At 40.9% G+C, this 19657-nt stretch carries 16 protein-coding genes; 4 read left to right on the top strand and 12 right to left on the bottom strand.

The window, feature by feature from the left end; genetic code table 11:
- Positions 1 to 16: 16 nt before the first annotated feature.
- The gene (locus tag DX873_RS15250) at positions 17 to 556 is read left to right on the top strand and encodes a 1-acyl-sn-glycerol-3-phosphate acyltransferase (protein WP_116185362.1); all 540 of its coding nucleotides are present in this window, start codon (positions 17 to 19) and stop codon (positions 554 to 556) included.
- On the opposite strand, the gene DX873_RS15255 is transcribed toward DX873_RS15250, so the two are convergent.
- The 9 genes from DX873_RS15255 to thrA all read right to left on the bottom strand — a co-directional run bounded on the left by DX873_RS15255 (position 553) and on the right by thrA (position 9806).
- Positions 553 to 1047 carry a hypothetical protein gene (locus DX873_RS15255; RefSeq protein WP_116185363.1) on the bottom strand — a complete coding sequence of 165 codons (495 nt, stop codon included), beginning with the start codon at positions 1045 to 1047 and terminating at the stop codon, positions 553 to 555. The genes DX873_RS15250 and DX873_RS15255 overlap by 4 nt on opposite strands.
- Before the next feature lie 67 nt (positions 1048 to 1114).
- Positions 1115 to 1825, bottom strand: coding sequence for a YebC/PmpR family DNA-binding transcriptional regulator (locus DX873_RS15260; protein ID WP_116185364.1), 711 nt, complete (start codon positions 1823 to 1825; stop codon positions 1115 to 1117).
- A gap of 70 nt (positions 1826 to 1895) precedes the next feature.
- The gene (locus DX873_RS15265; RefSeq protein WP_116185365.1) at positions 1896 to 2183 is read right to left on the bottom strand and encodes a 4a-hydroxytetrahydrobiopterin dehydratase; all 288 of its coding nucleotides are present in this window, start codon (positions 2181 to 2183) and stop codon (positions 1896 to 1898) included.
- Positions 2184 to 2208: 25 nt separating this feature from the next.
- Positions 2209 to 3030 carry a sugar nucleotide-binding protein gene (locus tag DX873_RS15270; protein WP_116185366.1) on the bottom strand — a complete coding sequence of 274 codons (822 nt, stop codon included), beginning with the start codon at positions 3028 to 3030 and terminating at the stop codon, positions 2209 to 2211.
- Between the two features lie 3 nt (positions 3031 to 3033).
- The gene (locus DX873_RS15275) at positions 3034 to 3948 is read right to left on the bottom strand and encodes a glutaminase (RefSeq protein ID WP_116185367.1); all 915 of its coding nucleotides are present in this window, start codon (positions 3946 to 3948) and stop codon (positions 3034 to 3036) included.
- Positions 3945 to 5033 (bottom strand): glycine cleavage system aminomethyltransferase GcvT, encoded by a 1089-nt coding sequence (gcvT, locus tag DX873_RS15280; RefSeq protein ID WP_116185368.1) that lies wholly within the window; start codon positions 5031 to 5033, stop codon positions 3945 to 3947. Before gcvT ends, DX873_RS15275 begins: the two co-directional genes overlap by 4 nt.
- Positions 5034 to 5135: 102 nt before the next feature.
- A complete protein-coding gene (gene thrC / locus DX873_RS15285; protein WP_116185369.1) occupies positions 5136 to 6431 on the bottom strand; it encodes a threonine synthase in 1296 nt (431 codons plus the stop codon).
- 4 nt (positions 6432 to 6435) lie between these two features.
- Positions 6436 to 7359 (bottom strand): homoserine kinase, encoded by a 924-nt coding sequence (locus DX873_RS15290; RefSeq protein ID WP_116185370.1) that lies wholly within the window; start codon positions 7357 to 7359, stop codon positions 6436 to 6438.
- 2 nt (positions 7360 to 7361) lie between these two features.
- Entirely contained in the window at positions 7362 to 9806 is a 2445-nt protein-coding gene (thrA, locus tag DX873_RS15295; RefSeq protein WP_116185371.1) for a bifunctional aspartate kinase/homoserine dehydrogenase I, read from the bottom strand.
- A gap of 254 nt (positions 9807 to 10060) precedes the next feature.
- On the opposite strand from thrA, the gene DX873_RS15300 reads away from it, so the two are divergent.
- Positions 10061 to 11590 (top strand): NAD(P)H-hydrate dehydratase, encoded by a 1530-nt coding sequence (locus DX873_RS15300; RefSeq protein ID WP_116185372.1) that lies wholly within the window; start codon positions 10061 to 10063, stop codon positions 11588 to 11590.
- On the opposite strand, the gene DX873_RS15305 is transcribed toward DX873_RS15300, so the two are convergent.
- Both DX873_RS15305 and DX873_RS15310 read right to left on the bottom strand, forming a co-directional pair.
- Positions 11587 to 12006, bottom strand: a complete 420-nt coding sequence (locus DX873_RS15305) for an STAS/SEC14 domain-containing protein (RefSeq protein WP_116185373.1) — start codon at positions 12004 to 12006, stop codon at positions 11587 to 11589. The genes DX873_RS15300 and DX873_RS15305 overlap by 4 nt on opposite strands.
- Before the next feature lie 156 nt (positions 12007 to 12162).
- The gene (locus DX873_RS15310; RefSeq protein ID WP_116185374.1) at positions 12163 to 14718 is read right to left on the bottom strand and encodes an ATP-dependent Clp protease ATP-binding subunit; all 2556 of its coding nucleotides are present in this window, start codon (positions 14716 to 14718) and stop codon (positions 12163 to 12165) included.
- A gap of 261 nt (positions 14719 to 14979) precedes the next feature.
- Here DX873_RS15310 and gyrA point away from each other — a divergent pair, with 261 nt between their 5' ends.
- Entirely contained in the window at positions 14980 to 17550 is a 2571-nt protein-coding gene (gene gyrA / locus DX873_RS15315; RefSeq protein ID WP_116185375.1) for a DNA gyrase subunit A, read from the top strand.
- 28 nt (positions 17551 to 17578) lie between these two features.
- Positions 17579 to 18841 (top strand): tetratricopeptide repeat protein, encoded by a 1263-nt coding sequence (locus DX873_RS15320; RefSeq protein WP_116185376.1) that lies wholly within the window; start codon positions 17579 to 17581, stop codon positions 18839 to 18841.
- Between the two features lie 52 nt (positions 18842 to 18893).
- Here DX873_RS15320 and DX873_RS15325 read toward each other — a convergent pair whose 3' ends face one another.
- The gene (locus tag DX873_RS15325; RefSeq protein WP_116185377.1) at positions 18894 to 19643 is read right to left on the bottom strand and encodes a C40 family peptidase; all 750 of its coding nucleotides are present in this window, start codon (positions 19641 to 19643) and stop codon (positions 18894 to 18896) included.
- Positions 19644 to 19657: the final 14 nt, after the last annotated feature.

Here is a 19657-nt window from a genome sequence, read left to right on the forward strand (position 1 = left end):
ATTCAATGATTAAACTATGCACAGGTTCTCCAAGTTTATTTACTTTAAGATTTTAGGATGGACATTGAATGGTGAATTTCCCAAAGTGGACAAATGCGTGGTCAGTGTTGTGCCTCATACCCACTGGTTGGATTTTTTTCTTGGATTGTTGATCCGAAAAGTGGTCAATCAAGAAATCAATTACATCGGGAAGAAAAGTCTTTTTAAACCACCTTTTGGTTGGTTTTTTCGTTGGACCGGGGGTGCTCCCGTAGATCGTTCAAGAAGCACCAATACGGTAGATAGCATTGTACAAATTTTTAATGAAAGAGAAGTCTTTAGGTTTGCTCTGGCCCCAGAAGGAACACGGAAAAAGGTGAGTTCTCTAAGAACGGGATTTTATCACATAGCAAAAAAGGCCAAAGTTCCCATTGTAATGGTTGCCTTTGATTTTGGAAAGAAAGAAGTCAAAATTTCAGAGCCTTTTCATCCAACCGAAGACATGGAGAAAGATTTTGAGATAATTCATCAATTTTTTAAAGGAGTAAAAGGTAAGATTCCAGCCTACAGCTTTTAAATTTTTTTCAGGATTTTCGGCTTCGGTTTTTCCACTTTTTTATTGTTCCCCGGAAACACCAAATTAGTACTCGAATATGAACTTCCAAAAGTTAGGGCAGCGGCATACACTTGCTTTATGGCATCTGTGACCTGAGATTCTGAAAGTTCCTTGAGTGGGTGTGCATAAACGGACCAAATTATCTCATCGCTCAGGGCATACTTAACATCCAAAACAGAATGAAAGTTTGCGACCAGCGCATTAAGCAACTCTTCTTCACCAAGTTTGGAACGTTCAACAATGGGGGAAATAATTCGCATTCTGTTGGCAGTGTCATCAAAAACACAGATTAACATCGTCTCATTCAACAAAAACTGATAGGAATTGCCAACCACCTTTACGGTATCGGATTCCTGTTCAATAATTTTTAAAAGCTTGGAAGAATCCATGTCCTGGGAATGGCCCAAGAACAACATCAACAGTGATGCAAGCAATAGAATTTGATTTCTCATGGCGCAAGGTTTCTATTTTGGTCGAGAAACCAATCACCTCTTTACAGCATACCCTTGCTGTTGGAAATTACTCTTTCATGGTGTGGTAGACGTTCTGGACATCATCGTCCTCCTCAATTTTTTCAAGCAGCTTTTCAACATCAGCTATTTGCTCCTCGTTCAATTCCTTTGTTACTTGAGGTATGCGCTCAAAACCTGAGGATATAATTTCAATTTCCCGGGACTCCAACTCCTTTTGTATGGAGCCAAAACTTTCAAAAGAGGCATAGATATGAATGCCGTCTTCGTCCACAAAAACTTCTTCGGCACCAAAGTCTATCATTTCCAGTTCAAGCTCTTCGGGATCAAGCCCTTCAGGGTTGATAGCAAAGTTGCAGGTATGGTCAAACATAAACTCTACCGAACCCGATGTTCCCAAACTGCCATTACATTTGTTGAAATAGCTTCTAATATTGGCCACGGTACGGGTATTGTTATCCGTAGCAGTCTCAATTAAAATGGCAATTCCATGGGGAGCATAACCTTCAAAAAGTACTTCTTTGTAATCACCCTGATTTTTGTCCGAAGCCCTTTTAATGGCCCGTTCAATATTTTCCTTGGGCATGTTTGCAGCTTTCGCATTCTGAATTACCGCTCGCAATTTGGAGTTTGAATCGGGATCAGGTCCACCTTCTTTTACCGCTATGACAATATCTTTTCCAATTCGCGTGAAAGCTTTGGACATTGCTGCCCATCGTTTCATTTTACGGGCTTTTCTAAATTCAAACGCTCTTCCCATTTAAGTCTATCTTACGGATGAGGGCAAATTTAGCAAAAAAAGCCCCCCTGTCAAGTCCTGATTTTTTGTCTTAGGAGTTCGAAACAATCTCTTCAATACTTTTTGCCAGTTCAATATCATTTAGGGTTATCCCGCCTACATCGTGGGTGTTGAGTTTAATGGTCAAGCTGTTGTACACGTTTTCCCAGTCCGGATGATGGTTGAGTCTCTCACATTCAAAAGCAATTCGAGTCATAGTAGAGAACGCTTCTTTAAAGTCTTTGAAAACAAACTTCTTGATAATACTCCCATTTTCGTGGCTCCACCCTGCCAAAGATTTTAAATGCGCCTCAATTTGATTGTTGTCCAGTTTTTCCATTTTAGCGATGTTTAATATTTAAAGATCAGTCAACGGTAATATGATGATTTATGATTTCCTGATAGGTAATTCTTAAGTTTTTGGGCAACATATTGTATTTGGGCAAAGCGGCAAGGTAGCGATCTTCATTGGTGGTGAACACTCGTTTGAGAATGGGATGGTAGTTCCCTATTTTTTTAATCACCTCTTTGATGAATTCTTCATGCTGGATCAAATCAATACTTCCCAAATGGAAAATACCGGTTTTATTTCTATTGATGAGATAGTGGATTTGTTGGGTCAATCTATCATCATTGGTGACATTGATAATAAGATTGGGAAAAACCTCAATGGATTCTTTATTGTCCAAGTTGGTCTTGATTTCCCTTATTCGAGGAGAGGTGTTGCCAAAGACCATGGGTATCCTTAGGATGGCCGTCTTTTCCTTCGGCAACCGCATCATCATATTTTCTATTTTGATTTTTAAACGACCATATACACTTTCAGACAAGGTCTTGTCCGTCTCGTATGAAGGGAATTTGCTGTAGGCATCAAATACATTGGCAGAGGAAATAAAGTACAGTTTGCATTCATGTTTTAGTATGTACTCCATTAAATGTTGATGTGCCTGAATCTGTGCTCTAAAATCTCCCCGTAAAGCAGAAACGATTACATCGGGCCTAACTTTTTCCACTACTTGGAAAATGTCATCCTCATGCATGTCGTATTGAAAAAATTGCTGATTTGCTTCAAAAGTTTTGTTTGAACAATAGGTGCCATAGGTGTCAAAATAGGAACAGACCTCTTTGTAAATGGCGTTTCCAATAAAGCCACTTGCACCTAGTATCAGTATTTTTTTCTTGTCCAACTATTAAAAAATTGATTGGCCAGTTTTGGTAGTTAATTTTTCCAAGGCCAACATGCCCAATTTGCTGTTTCCCTTTTCATTTAAGCCAGGAGACCATGTAGCTACGCAAAATTGATTGGGCAATAGGGCAACGATGCCCCCGCCAACACCACTTTTTCCAGGAAGACCTACTTCAAAAGCAAATTCTCCGGCCTCATCATAAAATCCACAGGTAAGCATTATGGCATTGATTCGCTTTACTTGGGAAAGACTCAAGTATGATTTGTTCTTCAAACATTTTCCGCGATTCACGAAAATGTAGAAGAGCTTCACCAATTGCTCACAGGACATGCTAATGGAACAAGAATAGAAATAAAAGTCAAGTACATCCTCCACTTCGTTTTCCAAATTTCCAAACGATTTGATCAAATAAGCCGCGGCGTAGTTTCTAAACCCGGTCTTTTTCTCAGAAATCGCTACTGCGTTGTCATAAGCAATGGAGGAATCATCCGCAATTCCTTGAACGTACTCCAGAAATTCTGACTTTGGATCTTTTAAATGGGAGAGGAGTACATCACAGATTACAATTGCACCTGCATTGATCAATGGGTTTCTTGGAATCCCATTTTCCATTTCAAGGAGCGAAAGGTGATTGAACGGGTCCCCAGATGGTTCAACATCAACACGTTGCCAGAGGTCATCGCCAACAATGGAAAAAGCCATGGAGAGTAGGAGTACCTTGGAAACACTTTGAATGGAAAACGCTTCTTCTGCATCCCCTGCGGAAAATTGCTTTGCATTATTGTCCAACAGTGAAACCCCAAATTTATTTGAATCAATTGAGGCCAATTGCGGAATATAATCAGCTACTTTGCCCCTGTCAGCAATGGCCTGCACATCTTCCACAATTTGATTCAAAATGGGTTGATAGTCCATTATTGCGGCTTATAAAATGGAAGTTTCACTACTGTAGCGGGAACTTTACTCTTTCTAATTTGGATATGGATTTTGGAATCCACTTTGGAAAGCTCCGTGGTAACATATCCCAATCCTATTCCTTTGGAAAGCGAAGGAGACATAGTCCCCGAAGTCACTTTGCCAATTTCGTTCCCTTCCTCATCAAAAATTGCATACCCGTTTCTTGGAATGCCTCTTTCATTAAGCTCAAAGGCTACCAGTTTACGTTTAGGCCCTTCTTCTTTTTCTTTGGCCAAGACAGAACTGTTGACAAACTCCTTGGTGAATTTGGTAATCCATCCAAGTCCGGCTTCAAAAGGAGAAGTAGTGTCATCAATATCATTTCCGTAGAGACAATAGCCCATTTCTAGTCGAAGAGTGTCACGTGCGGCCAATCCAATAGGTTTAATGCCAAAACTGGCGCCAGCTTCAAGCACTTGGTCCCACACCTGCTGCACTTCTGAATTCTTGCAATAAATTTCAAAACCGCCAGATCCTGTATATCCCGTAGCGGAAATAATAACATGTTCAATTCCTGCAAAATCTCCGACCACAAAATTGTAGAATTTGATAGAAGCCAAATCTATAGAAGACAAGGATTGCATAGCTTCAACGGCTTTAGGGCCCTGGATGGCAAGCAAGGAATAATCATCCGAAATGTTTCGCATTTCGGCACCAATGTCTTTGTTATATTTTGAAATGTGTTCCCAGTCCTTTTCAATGTTTGAAGCGTTGACCACCAAAAGGTAAGTCTCGTCCTTTATTCTATATACAATAAGATCATCAACAATACCGCCATTTTCATTGGGAAAACAACTGTACTGTGCTTTTCCAACAACTAATTTTGAAGCATCATTGGAGGTTACTTTTTGAATGAGTTCAAGAGCTTTTGGTCCCTCGATTAAAAATTCACCCATATGGGAAACATCAAAAACTCCTACAGAGTTTCTCACTGTTTCGTGTTCTATGTTCACGCCTTCGTAGGAAACGGGCATATCATAACCGGCAAAGGGGACCATCTTGGCTCCCAAGGCAACATGGGTGCTATGTAAAGCAGTAGTTTTCATTCCACTAAGTTTTGGGGGTAAATTTATCGATTTCGACCAAGATAACGAGTTGTTATGGCCATTGTTTTAAACAAAGCCCTGTTAATTGAAAAAGGAAACTGGTTAACTCTCCAACAGCAAGGATTTTAGCTCAGCGTATGAAGCTATTTTGATCGACTTTTTTTCTTTTCCCATCACTTTTTGGATTTGGGGAGGAATTTCTGGGCTTATACCCAAGGTATCTTCCACAACATCCAAAAACTTCACCGGATGCGCGGTTTCCAGAAATATACCATAGGTATCCGGGTGTTTTTTCTGATATTCCTTGAGCCCAAGATATCCCACAGCACCATGGGGATCCATTACATAACCGGTATTGGTATGGACTTGTTTCATGGCTTCTTGTGTGGTAAGGTCTGAAAAAGAGTAGGAGGAAAGATTTTTCTGCAACGCAACAAAATCATTTTGGTATAGATGTCTAATCCTGACAAAATTACTGGGGTCGCCCACATCCATAGCGTTGGAAATGGTGGCGATTGAGGCCATAGGCTCGTAAGTGCCTTTTTCCATGAATTTGGGTACCACATTGTTAACATTGGTCGAAGCAATAAAATGCCCCACGGGCATACCCAATTTTTGAGCTACCATTCCCGCACAGATGTTTCCAAAATTTCCTGACGGAACAGAAAAGACCACTTTTTTTCCTTTTGATTTTACTTGTTCGTAGGCAAAAAGAAAATAAAACAATTGAGGCAACCATCGAGCTACGTTAATGCTATTTGCCGAGGTCAATTTTCTGTGCTCAGTGATATCAGAATCCAAGAAAGCCGTTTTGACCATATTCTGACAATCGTCAAAGGAGCCGGTGACTTCCAAAGCCTCAATGTTTTGACCCAATGTGGTAAGCTGTTTCTCCTGGATTTCGCTGACCTTGCCACTTGGATAGAGGATGACCACTTTTACCCCTTCAACACCGAGGAAACCATTGGCCACTGCACCTCCCGTATCTCCAGAGGTGGCAACCAGTACGGTAACCTCTTCTTTTTGGTTTTGGGAAAAATAACCAAGGCAATTGGCCATAAATCTTGCACCCACATCCTTAAAAGCCATAGTCGGACCATGGAAGAGCTCCAAGGTAGCTACGTTTTCTTCCAGTTCCACCACAGGAAAACCAAAATCCAAAGTATTGGCAATAATCTCCTTTAGAACAGCATCAGGGATATCTTCATTTACAAACTGATGAATGGCCTCAAAGGCTGTTTGATGAGGGTCATTGGTTTCCTTTGCCTGAAAAAATGCAGGTGATAGCGGGGATATCTTTTCTGGAAAATAAAGTCCTCTGTCTGGTGCAATCCCTGCTATGACGGCTTCCTTAAAGGATACCTTAAAATTTTGATTGTTTAAACTATAAAACCTCATGCAATTAGGCTATTTTTTTTACACCCTTGGTGTTGATTTTTGAGATATGAATGTCGAAAGGAATTCCAACATCACTATAAATTTTGTCCATGGATTGGGCAACTGTTTCGGCAACATCTTGACCTTTGCTCAATGCAAATATTGATGGTCCTGAGCCAGATATGCCGCAGCCTAAAGCACCCGAGTTGATTGCACCCGATTTGATCTGATCAAACCCAGGAATAAGAATAGATCTAATGGGTTCAATGATATGGTCCTCCAGGGAACGCCCAATTAAGTCATAATCACTCTGAAAGAGTCCGGCAATGAGCCCACCCAGATTGCCCCATTGTTGAATTCCCTTTTCAAGGGAAATATTGGTCTTCAGTATTTTGCGAGAGTCCGAAGTCTTAATTTCAATCTGAGGATGAATCACTGTAGCAAACAGCTCATCCGGTGTGGGAATCGGAACAATGTCCAAAGGGTCATAACTACGGACCAAGGTAAAGCCGCCAAATAGGGCTGGGGCCACATTATCTGCATGGGCCACATCGCTGGCCAGTTGCTCCCCTTGCATGGCAAATTGCACCAGTTCCAGTTTGGAAAAAGGTCTTCCCAATAATTCGTTCATTGCCCAAACAGCACCCGCTGAGCTGGCCGCGCTACTTCCAATGCCACTTCCCGGTTTGATTTTTTTGTCGATTTCTATCTCAAATCCACCTTTAAGCCCACTTTTTTCTAAAAGGGCCAATCCAGCTACTCCAGCAACATTCTTTTTGGTTTCTAGGGGAAGTTCTTGACCACTGATTTTTGTAATTCGGATTCCTTCTTCCGTACTTTTCCTAACCGTCATAATATCTCCTACAGAATCTAGCGCAAGGCCAAGTACATCAAAACCGCAAGAAACATTGGCAATGGTGGCGGGGCAAAAAATCTTGATTTCTTCCATGGTCAAAAATTTCCTATTCTAATGATATCTGCAAAGATACCCGAAGCAGTAACATCTGCACCCGCACCCGCACCTTTTACGATCAAAGGTTGATTGGGATAACGTTCCGTGAAAAACAGTACGATATTGTCACTTCCTTCCAAATTATAAAAGTCATGCCCCTTAGGTATTTTTTGCAGCCCTACTTTTGTCTTGCCTTCTTCAAATTGGGCAACGTACTTTAGTTTGCAATCTTGGTCTGCAGCTTGTTTGTAGAGTTTTTGAAAATCATCCTCATATTTTATCAACGACTCAAAAAAGGCCTCGTTGGAATTGGTTTCCAAACTTTCCTTGGGCAAAAAGGATTCATTTTCAATGTCATCAATGTCCAGCTCGTAACCGCTTTCCCTTGCCAGAATCAATATTTTTCGCATTACATCTACGCCGCTGAGGTCAATGGTAGGGTCGGGTTCGGTATAACCCTGCTCTTGAGCTTGTTTGACGACATCATGAAAGGTCACGGAATCATTGAAGGTGTTGAACACAAAGTTTAAACTTCCTGACAACACAGCCTGAATTTTTTTGACTTTGTCACCAGATGCAATCAAATGTTTTAGCGTATCAATAATGGGAAGTCCGGCACCAACATTGGTTTCAAAAAGAAACGGCGCATTAAATTGTTTGGATAGGGATTTAAGATTCTTGTAAAAATCGTAGTCCGAAGAGCATGCGATTTTGTTACATGTAACCACCGAGATATTATTCTTTAAATAATCGGGGTAGCTTTGGGCCACTTCATTATTGGCAGTATTGTCTACAAAAACGCTGTTTCGGTAATTGAGTGATTTCACCGTATCAAAAAAGGTCTGTTTGTCTGCTTTCTCTCCTTTACCCAACTGATTTTGCCAATCTTTCAGGGATATCCCGTTCTCATCAAAGACCATGGTTCTCGAATTGCTGATCCCGATGACCCTTAGGTTGAGTTTTAATTCTTTCTTGAGGTATTTTCTTTGCTGATGTATTTGCTCAAGGAATTTGGAGCCAACATTGCCCACACCCATTACAAATAGGTTGAGTTGTTTGATGTTTTCTTCAAAAAAGGTTTCATGAAGCGAGTTCAAGGCTTTTTTGACATCTTCCTTTTTAATGACAGCAGAGATGTTCCTTTCTGAAGCTCCTTGGGCAATTGCCCTAATATTCACATTGTTCTTGCCCAATGTACTGAACATCTTTCCACTAAGTCCCTGATGACTTTTCATGTTATCACCTACAAGGGCTACGATCGTAAGGTCACGTTCTACAATGGCAGGCTTAATTTTACGGTTCTGCATTTCATATGCAAATGTTTCGTTTACGGCTTCTGCAGCTATTTCAACATCCTCATCGGCTACACCAACACAAATGGAGTGCTCTGAGGATGCCTGTGTAATTAAGACGATGCTTATGTTATTTAACGAAAGTGTTTCAAAAAACCGTTTTGAAATCCCGGGAATACCTATCATTCCTGGCCCTTCCAAAGAGAGCAGGCTGATGTTTCCCACATGGCTGATTCCCCTAACAGTTTTTCCATTGCCATTATCATTTTTTGAAATAATGGTCCCTGGATTTTCAGGATCGAAAGTATTTTTAATGGCGATGGGGATTTCCTTTCCTAAAATCGGTTGGATGGTTGGGGGATACAATACCTTAGCTCCAAAATGAGAGAGTTCCATGGCTTCTTCATAGCTAATATGAGGAACTGCCTTTGCCTGTTTCACCAGTTTGGGATTGGCTGTGTACATGCCATTTACATCGGTCCAGATTTCCAAAAATTCAGAATTTTGTGCTGCTGCCACAATGGCTGCGGTATAATCTGAACCACCTCTTCCCAAGGTGGTGTTGTCACCAGTGCCACTCGAGGATACAAATCCAGGAAGTACAGTTATTTGACAAGGGTTTTCTTTGAAAAACTGGTTACAGTTTTTTGTTGTACTTGAAAAATCCACATTGGCCTTGCCATAATTGCTGTCGGTAATGATTAGCTCACGACTATCCTTAAAAGTGGCATCCAATCCTTCGGATTTAAAATATTCTCCTATGATATATGCAGAAAGCAATTCGCCGAAGCTTACGATTTTATCGGAAAGTTTAGGTGTGAGTTCCCCAATTAAATAGGCACCTTCCAACAAGGTTTCCAAAACGTTTAAATCGCTTTTTATTTTACTCAGAACTGTACTTTGAACTTGTATGGGAATCAATTCCTTTACTGCAGCTAGATGTCGTTCTTCAATGGTCTTTAAAGATTCTGTATAGGTGGGATCTTGCAATGACGCTAGGTGCGAGGTGTCTAATAATAGATCTGTGATGCCGCCAAAAGCAGATACTACAACTGCGGCCTTTTCTTGACCTAAGTCTTGAACAATGTTTTTGACTTTGTTAATGTTTTGTGGATTGGCTACTGAAGTGCCTCCAAATTTTAAGACCTTCATGGTGAATTATTAATGTGAAAATTGAAAAAAATGAATATGAACCGACGGAATAATATATAGCAGACTACCCCCAAGGGGTAATGATGGTCAATGTGAAGATAAAAGAGTATTTTTTCATCTCTTAAAGGTTGCTAGCCTAATACTATGGTTTCTAATTCAAGATTATGGGGGTAAAAGTAGTACATTTGAATCCTTCTTCAAATGTTTGACAAATTTTTACGAAATCCATAGTAATCGTTAAATTTTCTTAGGGAATGAAAATTTTTTCTGCTGATCAAATCTATAAAGCTGACAAATCAACAATAGAAAAAGAGCAGATTTCCAGTGACATGCTCATGGAAAGGGCTGCAACCAGATTGTTTGAGTGGATTCATACCCGTCTGCAAGGTGCCCAGGTAAACATTCAACTGTTCTGCGGAATTGGAAACAATGGCGGGGACGGTATTGTTTTGGCAAGACACCTTCAGGAACATGGATACAATATTCAGGTGCATGTGGTCAATTATAGTGAAAAACGATCCAAAGATTTTTTGCTGAATCTTGAGCGATTGAAGGATAGGAAAATATGGCCGGATTTTATTAATGAGGATAGTAGTTTTCCACTCATCTCCCCAGAAGACATTGTAGTTGATGCCATTTTTGGAATTGGACTGAGCAGACCATTAGATCAATGGGTTGCCAATCTCATTGGCCATATCAATGCCTCCAGGGCTTTTGTATTGTCCGTGGATATTCCATCTGGTTTACCGATGGACAGGCCTCCCGTATCAGAAGTTATAGAGGCCAATCACGTACTTAGTTTTCAGGTTCCCAAATTGGTATTTTTTCTACCACAAACTGGGATTTACATTGACCAGTGGGAAATTTTGGATATTGGCTTGGACACCGAGTTTTTAACTCATGAAGAAGTGGGTTATGAGTTGATTGGCCCCCCGGACGTTCTTCCCTTGTATAGACCTAGAAACAAATTTTCCCATAAGGGAACCTATGGACATGCTGTGATTATTGGGGGATCTTACGGTAAAATTGGTGCAGTTCAATTGGCAAGTAATGCATGTTTAACTGTGGGAAGTGGCTTAGTGACCGCTTTTGTTCCGAAATGTGGTTACCATTCATTGCAAACGGCCTTGCCAGAGATTATGGTTTTGACCGACGACGATGATGAAAATATTGAGCAAATTACTATTCCATTTGTTCCAAATGCCATTGGTATTGGAGTAGGAATGGGAACCTCGGAGGATACGGCAAAAGCCTTTGGCGCTTTTCTAAAGAAACAGGAAAACCCCGTGGTTATTGATGCCGATGGTCTCAATTTATTGGCCAAACACCAAGAATTACTGAAATCTGTGCCTGCACAATCAATTTTAACCCCTCACCCAAAAGAATTGGAAAGATTGATTGGCAAATGGGACAATGATTTTGATAAATTGGAGAAAACAAAAAAGTTTTCCTCTAAAAATGACTGTGTTGTAGTAATCAAGGGAGCTCACAGCATTACTATTTACAAAGACAAGGGATATGTAAATTCCTCTGGTAATCCAGGCATGGCAACAGCAGGGAGTGGGGACGTTCTTACAGGCATGATAACGGGACTGCTATCCCAAGGATATGAGCCGTTGGCTGCTTGCGTTTTTGGTGTTTACCTGCATGGTTTAGCAGGAGATATCGCAGTCCATCAATATGGTTATGAAGCATTAAAGGCTTCTATATTGGTAGAAAATATTGGAAGGGCCTATCAAGAACTTCTTAGACCGCCCAATAGGGAAAATTCACAGGAATCCTAGGAGTTGTCTTTACCTTTATTTGCTTTAAGCCTTTTCTTTATCCACGTAAGGGCATTTTCGTACTCAATAAAAAACTCCATATTTTTCTTATAGAAAAGCTTCTCTATTTTGAAGTTGTGCATATCTATTTCCTTCTTGGAAACTATGGCAAAAGCTTTTAAGTTTTCCAGACCACGCAAATAGTTATATACGGTAGGATCTATGGCATAGGAATTTTTTCTCAAACTGATATAACCAAAATCCTTGTCCCTAAAATGTATTTCTGAAATTCCAATAATTTGATAAGCTCGTTCGAGCGTAATCGTCGCACCGTCATCAAACGTGGATACCATATAATTGTCAAAAACTTGAACGTTTCCAATATCAAGCTGGTATTCACGAACAACAATGGCTTTCTTAGAAGAAGCAATTCTCATTCCCCAAAATAGTTATAGTGTCTCAAGACGAAAGTATATGGAATGTGATTTGACGGGAAAAATTTTAGATTAAAAGCGCAAATATCGTTTGTATGGTAAAATTGCCCATAAAAAAAGCCGACGTTGATAAGCCGGCTTTTAGAATCTATTTTGATTTTATGAATCCGCCTTGGGCGATTTTTCCTTTTTTTCAATCTTGATGGTGAGCTCTTCTTTTTTCTCATCAAGATCCATGAATATGCTATCTCCTTCGTCGAGTTTGGAATTTACAATTTCTTCGGCAAGAGCATCCTCAATATACTTTTGGATTGCCCTTTTTAGTGGACGGGCTCCATACTGTTTGTCAAATCCTTTTTCAGCGATATAATCTTTGGCTTTTTCAGAAAGACTTAGGTCGTAACCGATGTCCTTGATTCTGCCAAAGAGCTTGTCTAATTCTATATCGATGATTTTGTGAATGTCTTCGCGTTCCAGTGGATTAAAGACGATTACATCATCAATTCTGTTTAAAAACTCAGGAGCAAATGCCTTTTTCAAAGCATTTTCAATTACACTTTTTTGGTGACTGTCCGCTTGGGCCTTTTTGGCAGCGGTTCCAAAGCCAACACCTTGTCCAAAGTCCTTAAGCTGACGTGCCCCAATGTTGGAAGTCATTATGATGATTGTATTTCTAAAATCTATCTTTCTTCCCAGGCTGTCCGTTAAGAAACCATCGTCCAATACCTGCAACAACATGTTGAAAACATCTGGGTGGGCTTTTTCTACTTCATCCAAAAGAATAACGGAATAAGGCTTGCGACGTACTTTTTCGGTAAGCTGACCACCTTCTTCGTACCCAACATATCCGGGAGGCGCACCTACCAGTCTGGATATGGCGAATTTTTCCATATACTCGCTCATATCTATACGAATCAGAGCGTCCTCGGAATCAAAAAGTTCTTTGGCCAATATTTTTGCCAATTGGGTTTTGCCCACACCGGTTTGACCTAAGAAAATAAAAGAACCAATAGGTTTGTTGGGATCCTTCAGACCCGCTCTATTTCGTTGGATGGCCTTGGCCACTTTGGCCACAGCTTCATCCTGTCCAATTACAAAACCTTTGATTAAATCGGGCAGTTCCGCCAATTTGTTGCTTTCGGTTTGGGCAATTCTATTGACCGGAATTCCACTCATCATGGAAACTACATCTGCAACATTGTCCTCAGAGACTGTTTCACGGTGGAGTTTACTTTCCTCCTCCCAACGTTCTTGTGCAGAAGCTAGCTCTTTTTCCAATCGTTTTTCATCATCCCGAAGCTTAGCAGCTTCCTCATACTTTTGCTTCTTTACAACGCTGTTCTTCAACTCCCGTACATCTTCAAGTTGACTTTCCAACTCCAAAATTTGTTTGGGAACATCCATATTTACAATATGTACCCGTGAGCCAGCTTCGTCCAATGCATCAATGGCCTTGTCCGGTAAGAACCTATCGGTCATATATCTATTGGTAAGCTTCACACAGGCCACAATGGCATCATCTGTATAGTTTACATTGTGATGGTCCTCGTATTTACCTTTGATGTTCATAAGGATTTCAATGGTCTCCTCAACAGATGTAGGTTCAACCATTACCTTTTGGAAACGTCGCTCCAGGGCACCATCTTTTTCAATGTACTGTCTATATTCATCCAGAGTGGTAGCACCTATACATTGGATCTCACCTCGAGCTAAAGCCGGTTTGAACATGTTGGAGGCGTCCAGACTTCCGGTAGCTCCACCTGCTCCTACAATAGTGTGGATTTCATCAATGAATAGAATGATGTCATCATTTTTCTCCAGTTCGTTCATCACCGCTTTCATGCGCTCTTCAAACTGACCACGGTATTTTGTTCCGGCAACCAAAGACGCCAAATCAAGTGTGACCACACGCTTGTTGTATAGAATCCTGGAAACTTTCTTGTTTATTATACGAAGGGCCAAACCTTCTGCAATGGCACTTTTTCCCACTCCGGGCTCACCAATGAGCAGAGGATTGTTCTTTTTTCTTCGACTAAGTATTTGAGATACCCGTTCTATTTCCTTCTCCCTTCCAACAACCGGGTCCAATTTATTTTCTTCCGCAAGTTTTGTCAGGTCACGTCCAAAATTGTCCAGAACGGGAGTTTTGGATTTTTTGCTTCCTTTTTGGGAAGAACCTGATCCAAAAGCACCTTCTTTGGAATCCCCAGTTTCATCAGGATCGCTTGGAAACGATTCTGCCTGAGGGGAATCAATATAGTCGTCATCACTGGTGATCATAGATTTGAACTGTTCTTTCACATTATCGTAATCAACCTTTAGCTTATGCAGCAATTTGGTGGTTGGATCATTCTCGTTTCTGAGGATACAGAGCAATAGATGTGCTGTATTGATGGAAGAACTTTGAAAAAGCTTTGCTTCCAAAAAAGTGGTTTTAAGGGCCCGCTCTGCCTGTCTGGTCAGATGCAGGTTCTTTTTGTCTTTCTGCATTGTCCCTGTGTTTGGATTGGCGGGACTAAGTATTTCCACTTTTCGTCTCAAGTGGTCCAAGTCCACATCCAGCGCATCCAAAATATTAATGGCCTTGCCATTTCCATCTCTTAAAAGACCGAGCATAAGATGTTCCGTTCCAATAAAGTCGTGACCAAGTCTAAGGGCCTCTTCCTTACTGTAGGCAATAACATCTTTTACTCTGGGGGAGAAATTATCGTCCATACGTACCTTTTTCAGCAATTAAAATTAATAAAACTATTGTTACAGTAGTCAAATACCGTACCCATATTCGATAAACTAGTGGTAAAAGTCGAAATAAAGGGGTCTTTATTCAAGGTTTAACATAGGTTTATCATACTTGAGGATGGGGTAAAATGCTGTTGATAATTTTTTTAATAAAGTAGGTCGCAATTGTTTTGAAAGGTGCGATTTTGCGTATATTGCCATGATATTTTAACCACTAAAAAACTATAAGATTTTAGCATGGCGGAAGGAGAAAAGTTAATTCCTATCAACATTGAGGATGAGATGAAATCTGCCTACATTGATTATTCAATGTCGGTCATTGTGTCACGTGCCCTGCCAGATGTTCGTGATGGTCTTAAACCAGTCCACAGAAGAGTACTTTTTGGAATGCACGAGTTAGGTGTTAGATCAACCAGCTCGCACAAGAAATCTGCACGTATTGTAGGTGAGGTGCTTGGTAAATATCACCCTCACGGTGATACTTCGGTCTATGATACCATGGTGCGTATGGCCCAAGAATGGAGCTTACGCTATATGTTGATCGATGGCCAAGGTAACTTTGGTTCGGTAGATGGCGATAGCCCTGCCGCAATGCGATATACCGAGGCAAAAATGCGGAAGATTGCCGATGAGATGTTGGCAGATATTGACAAGGACACCGTTGATCATCAGTTAAATTTTGATGACTCTCTGCAGGAGCCCACGGTACTTCCTACCAGGATTCCAAATTTATTGGTGAACGGAGCTTCAGGTATTGCGGTAGGTATGGCTACCAATATGCCACCTCACAATCTATCTGAAGTTGTTGATGGTACCATTGCTTATATAGACGATAATAATATTGAGATAGATGAGCTTATTACCCACATTAAAGCTCCGGATTTTCCAACAGGTGGAATCATTTATGGCTATGATGGCGTAAAAGAAGCTTTCCACACCGGAAGAGGCCGCGTGGTAATGCGTGCAAAAGCTTCCTTTGAGGAAGTACAGGGAAGGGAATGTATCATCGTAACAGAAATTCCGTATCAGGTCAATAAGGCGGACATGATCAAAAAGACCGCAGACCTGGTCAACGATAAAAAGATAGAGGGCATTTCATCCATTCGTGATGAATCTGACCGAAAAGGTATGCGTATCGTATATATTTTGAAGCGAGATGCCATTCCTAACATTGTGCTCAATATGCTGTACAAATACACAGCATTACAATCCTCTTTTAGTGTCAACAATATTGCTTTGGTCAATGGAAGGCCTAAATTGTTGAACTTGAAGGAGATCATTGGCCATTTTGTGGACCACAGGCACGATGTGGTTGTTCGAAGAACAAAATTTGAGCTAAAGAAAGCTGAAGATCGCGCCCATATCCTGGAAGGTCTGATCATTGCTTCGGATAATATTGATGAGGTCATTGAGATTATCCGGGGATCCTCCAATGTGGATGAAGCCAGAAACAATTTGATGGAACGGTTTAAATTGACCGAAATCCAGGCAAAGGCTATTGTTGAAATGAGATTGCGACAGCTTACAGGGCTGGAACAAGATAAACTTCGTGACGAATACGATGAGCTTTTAAAGACCATTGAAGACCTAAAGGACATCCTTGACAAAAAGGAGCGTAGAATGCAGATCATCAAAGATGAATTGCTAGAGGTAAAGGATAAATATGGAGATCCGCGCCGATCAGAGATAAATTTTGCTGGAGGCGACCTGAGTATCGAGGACATGATTCCGGATGAGCAAGTGGTCATCACCATTTCCCATGCAGGTTACATTAAAAGAACCCCGCTCACGGAATACAAGACCCAAAATAGGGGAGGAGTGGGCCAGAAGGCGTCCTCGACACGAAGTGAAGATTTCTTGGAACATCTATTTGTGGGAACCAACCATCAGTATATGTTGTTCTTTACCCAGAAAGGAAAATGTTTCTGGATGCGTGTCTATGAAATCCCAGAGGGAAGTAGGACTTCCAAAGGAAGAGCCATTCAAAATCTTATCAATATTGAACAGGACGATAAGGTGAAGGCATTTATCTGCACCCAGGACCTGAAGGATGAGGATTATGTGAACAGCCATTATGTGATCATGGCCACCAAAAAAGGTACGGTCAAGAAGACTTCCTTGGAGCAATACTCTAGACCACGCCAAAATGGTATCAATGCGATTACCATCAAAGATGGAGATGAGCTTCTAGAGGCAAAACTTACTACAGGTACAAGTCAAATTTTCCTTGGCCTAAAATCAGGTAAGGCTATTCGCTTTGAAGAAAGCAAGACACGTCCTATGGGTAGAAATGCTGCTGGGGTCCGTGGTATAACCTTGGCAGATGACAAAGATGAGGTCATAGGAATGGTTTCTGTTCATAACTTTGAGGACGATATCCTGGTAGTTTCAGAGAATGGCTATGGTAAACGATCTACTATTGATGATTATAGGGTTACCAATAGAGGAGGTAAAGGAGTCAAGACAATTTCCATTACGGAAAAAACTGGAGGTCTTGTGGCTATCAAAAATGTTTCTGATTCTGATGATTTAATGATTATCAACAAATCAGGTATCGCTATACGTATGAGCGTTGAGGACCTCCGAGTAATGGGAAGGGCAACGCAAGGGGTAAGACTGATCAACCTTAAGGACAGTGATTCCATTGCGGCCGTGGCCAAAGTCATGAAAGATGATGCAGATGTTGATGAAACCAATATCCTTGATATTGAGGTCAATGGAGAAGATGGCACAGCTCTTGATAATGACAAGGGGGAAAACAAAGACAGTGATAACAACGACGAAAATAATAACGACAACAACGAATAATCAGTAAACACTAATAATTACATTCAAAATGAGGACAAAAGTTTTAATACTACTTGCAATTGGGATTTCAACAATGGGATTCTCCCAGAAAAATGAGATCAAAGCTGCGGAGAAGGCACTGAAAAATGGAGATGCCGCTAGCGCAAAGGCTTCACTGGAGGGAGCAGCCTCCCTCATAGATGCAGCCGATGCAAGGTTACAAGCGCAATATTATGCCGTAAAAGGTAATATTTATTACGACTTGGCAAAAAAAGGGGATGAAACAGCCTTTCAAACGGCGATTGATTCCTATAACAAGGTCATATCTGTTGAAGAGGGCAGTGGCAAAGTAAAATACACTTCGGTGGCCACTCAAAACCTAGCTCAAATAACAGGTGATTTGGTAAACTCTGCTGTAGAGGACAACAATAGCCAAGAGTTTGAAAAAGCTGCTGATAAATTGTACATGAGCTATAAACTGAGCCCATCTGATACCATTTATCTTTACTACGCAGCCAGCAGTGCTGTAAACGGGCAGAACTATGAAAAAGCACTTAAGCACTACAACGAGCTAAAAGATTTGGGTTATGATGGAAGCGCTGTCACCTTTACTGCAGTTAATGTAGAAACAGGCGAGGTTGAGACCATGGACCAAACCACTAGAGATCTTTACGTTAAGGCAGGAACCCATAAGGATCCAAAAGAAGAGAAATCTGAGTCTAAAATGCCTGAGATTGTTAAGAACATTGCACTTATTTACCAGCAATTGGGAGATAATGAAAAGGCTTTGGCTGCCTATTCAGATGCTAGGTCTGTAAACCCAGACGATGTTAACCTAGTATTGGGTGAAGCTAACCTTTACTATTCCATGGGGCAAAAGGATAAGTTCAAGGAAATGATGTCCCAGGCCTCTGACATGGCACCTGATAATCCTGATTTGCTATACAATATTGGGGTAATCAATATGGAGCAAGGCAATCTACAAGATGCCCGGGAGGCATATATAAAGGCCATAGCCATTGACCCAGGTTATATCAATGCGCTATTGAACCTTTCTACTACTTATGTGGATGAAGGAAATGGCCTTATTGATGAAATGAACAGTCTTGGAAGCTCTAGAGCCGACATCGCCAGATATGACGAGCTTAAAAAACAAAAAGATGATTTGTTCAGGGAAGGGGCAACTGTTTTGGAAGACGCGTTAAAGACAAATCCGGACAACCAAAGTGTACTTACTCAATTAAAGAACATTTATGGAGCTCTTGGGGATACCGAAAACTTTATGAGAATGAAAAAGCTTTTGGGAGAATAAAAAGAAATTTGAAAGTTTAAAAAAGGCCCTGATGCACAATCAGGGTCTTTTTTTATATCACTTTTTTAATGACTCGCAACGTGTGGGAATAGAGTTTTTCTTCAACATTGAAGATTCCTGTATGGTCCAATCTGTCTATTCTGACATGTCCGTGGGAATGAATCACGTAGTTGTCCTTTAAAATTATCCCAACGTGGTCTATAATACCTTCTGAGTTGTCAAAAAATGCCAAATCCCCTGGTTCACTCTCTTCAATAAAACTCAAAGCTTCACCTTGTTGTGACTGTTTTTCCGCATTTCTCCGCAAATGATGTCCATTGATTTTATAGACCATTTGGGTAAATCCGGAAGAATCAATTCCAAAAGGAGTTTTCCCGCCCCATTGATAGGGTGCTTTTAAATACAACAATGCCGTATCTACAAGGCAAGACTTTGGATGAGCCCCCTCTATGGTACTTCCTTCAAAGGTGTGGCCCAAAATCTTTGCTGACGAGACCACTGAACCCAAGAGAATGGGAAGTAAAATATCATCTGAAGTACATACATGTGAAATAATATCTGATGAATATGATGGTGTAGCATCTTCCAATTCACCATAAACATTCTCAGAAACTAGGGTAATCTGGTCATTGGAAACCCAGCCTTCATACCCGTCATAGGCCACTCGAATTCTGCTCCACTTCTTTCTTTGTTCCAGGACCTTAACGTGCTCTCCATACTGCAATTGCGATACCATTTCAGTGCAATCGTCAGGGAGAGCTCTTACGGGAACAATGCTCAGATGGCAAATTCCATATTGCATTTATTGGCAGGCTT

Origin of the sequence: Flagellimonas nanhaiensis, from assembly GCF_003382275.1 — a bacterium.
In the GTDB taxonomy this organism is placed as follows: Bacteria; Bacteroidota; Bacteroidia; order Flavobacteriales; family Flavobacteriaceae; genus Flagellimonas; species Flagellimonas nanhaiensis.

What these genes read in the sequence shown, in the direction of transcription:
- DX873_RS15300 (WP_116185372.1), top strand. Translation starts at nt 10,061, where the DNA reads ATGAAAATTTTTTCTGCTGATCAAATCTATAAAGCTGACAAATCAACA.
- DX873_RS15290 (WP_116185370.1), bottom strand. Translation starts at nt 7,359, where the DNA reads ATGGAAGAAATCAAGATTTTTTGCCCCGCCACCATTGCCAATGTTTCT.
- DX873_RS15325 (WP_116185377.1), bottom strand. Translation starts at nt 19,643, where the DNA reads ATGCAATATGGAATTTGCCATCTGAGCATTGTTCCCGTAAGAGCTCTC.
- DX873_RS15250 (WP_116185362.1), top strand. Translation starts at nt 17, where the DNA reads ATGCACAGGTTCTCCAAGTTTATTTACTTTAAGATTTTAGGATGGACA.
- DX873_RS15310 (WP_116185374.1), bottom strand. Translation starts at nt 14,718, where the DNA reads ATGGACGATAATTTCTCCCCCAGAGTAAAAGATGTTATTGCCTACAGT.
- DX873_RS15260 (WP_116185364.1), bottom strand. Translation starts at nt 1,825, where the DNA reads ATGGGAAGAGCGTTTGAATTTAGAAAAGCCCGTAAAATGAAACGATGG.
- DX873_RS15305 (WP_116185373.1), bottom strand. Translation starts at nt 12,006, where the DNA reads ATGAGAATTGCTTCTTCTAAGAAAGCCATTGTTGTTCGTGAATACCAG.
- thrA (WP_116185371.1), bottom strand. Translation starts at nt 9,806, where the DNA reads ATGAAGGTCTTAAAATTTGGAGGCACTTCAGTAGCCAATCCACAAAAC.
- gyrA (WP_116185375.1), top strand. Translation starts at nt 14,980, where the DNA reads ATGGCGGAAGGAGAAAAGTTAATTCCTATCAACATTGAGGATGAGATG.
- DX873_RS15320 (WP_116185376.1), top strand. Translation starts at nt 17,579, where the DNA reads ATGAGGACAAAAGTTTTAATACTACTTGCAATTGGGATTTCAACAATG.
- DX873_RS15265 (WP_116185365.1), bottom strand. Translation starts at nt 2,183, where the DNA reads ATGGAAAAACTGGACAACAATCAAATTGAGGCGCATTTAAAATCTTTG.
- gcvT (WP_116185368.1), bottom strand. Translation starts at nt 5,033, where the DNA reads ATGAAAACTACTGCTTTACATAGCACCCATGTTGCCTTGGGAGCCAAG.
- thrC (WP_116185369.1), bottom strand. Translation starts at nt 6,431, where the DNA reads ATGAGGTTTTATAGTTTAAACAATCAAAATTTTAAGGTATCCTTTAAG.
- DX873_RS15255 (WP_116185363.1), bottom strand. Translation starts at nt 1,047, where the DNA reads ATGAGAAATCAAATTCTATTGCTTGCATCACTGTTGATGTTGTTCTTG.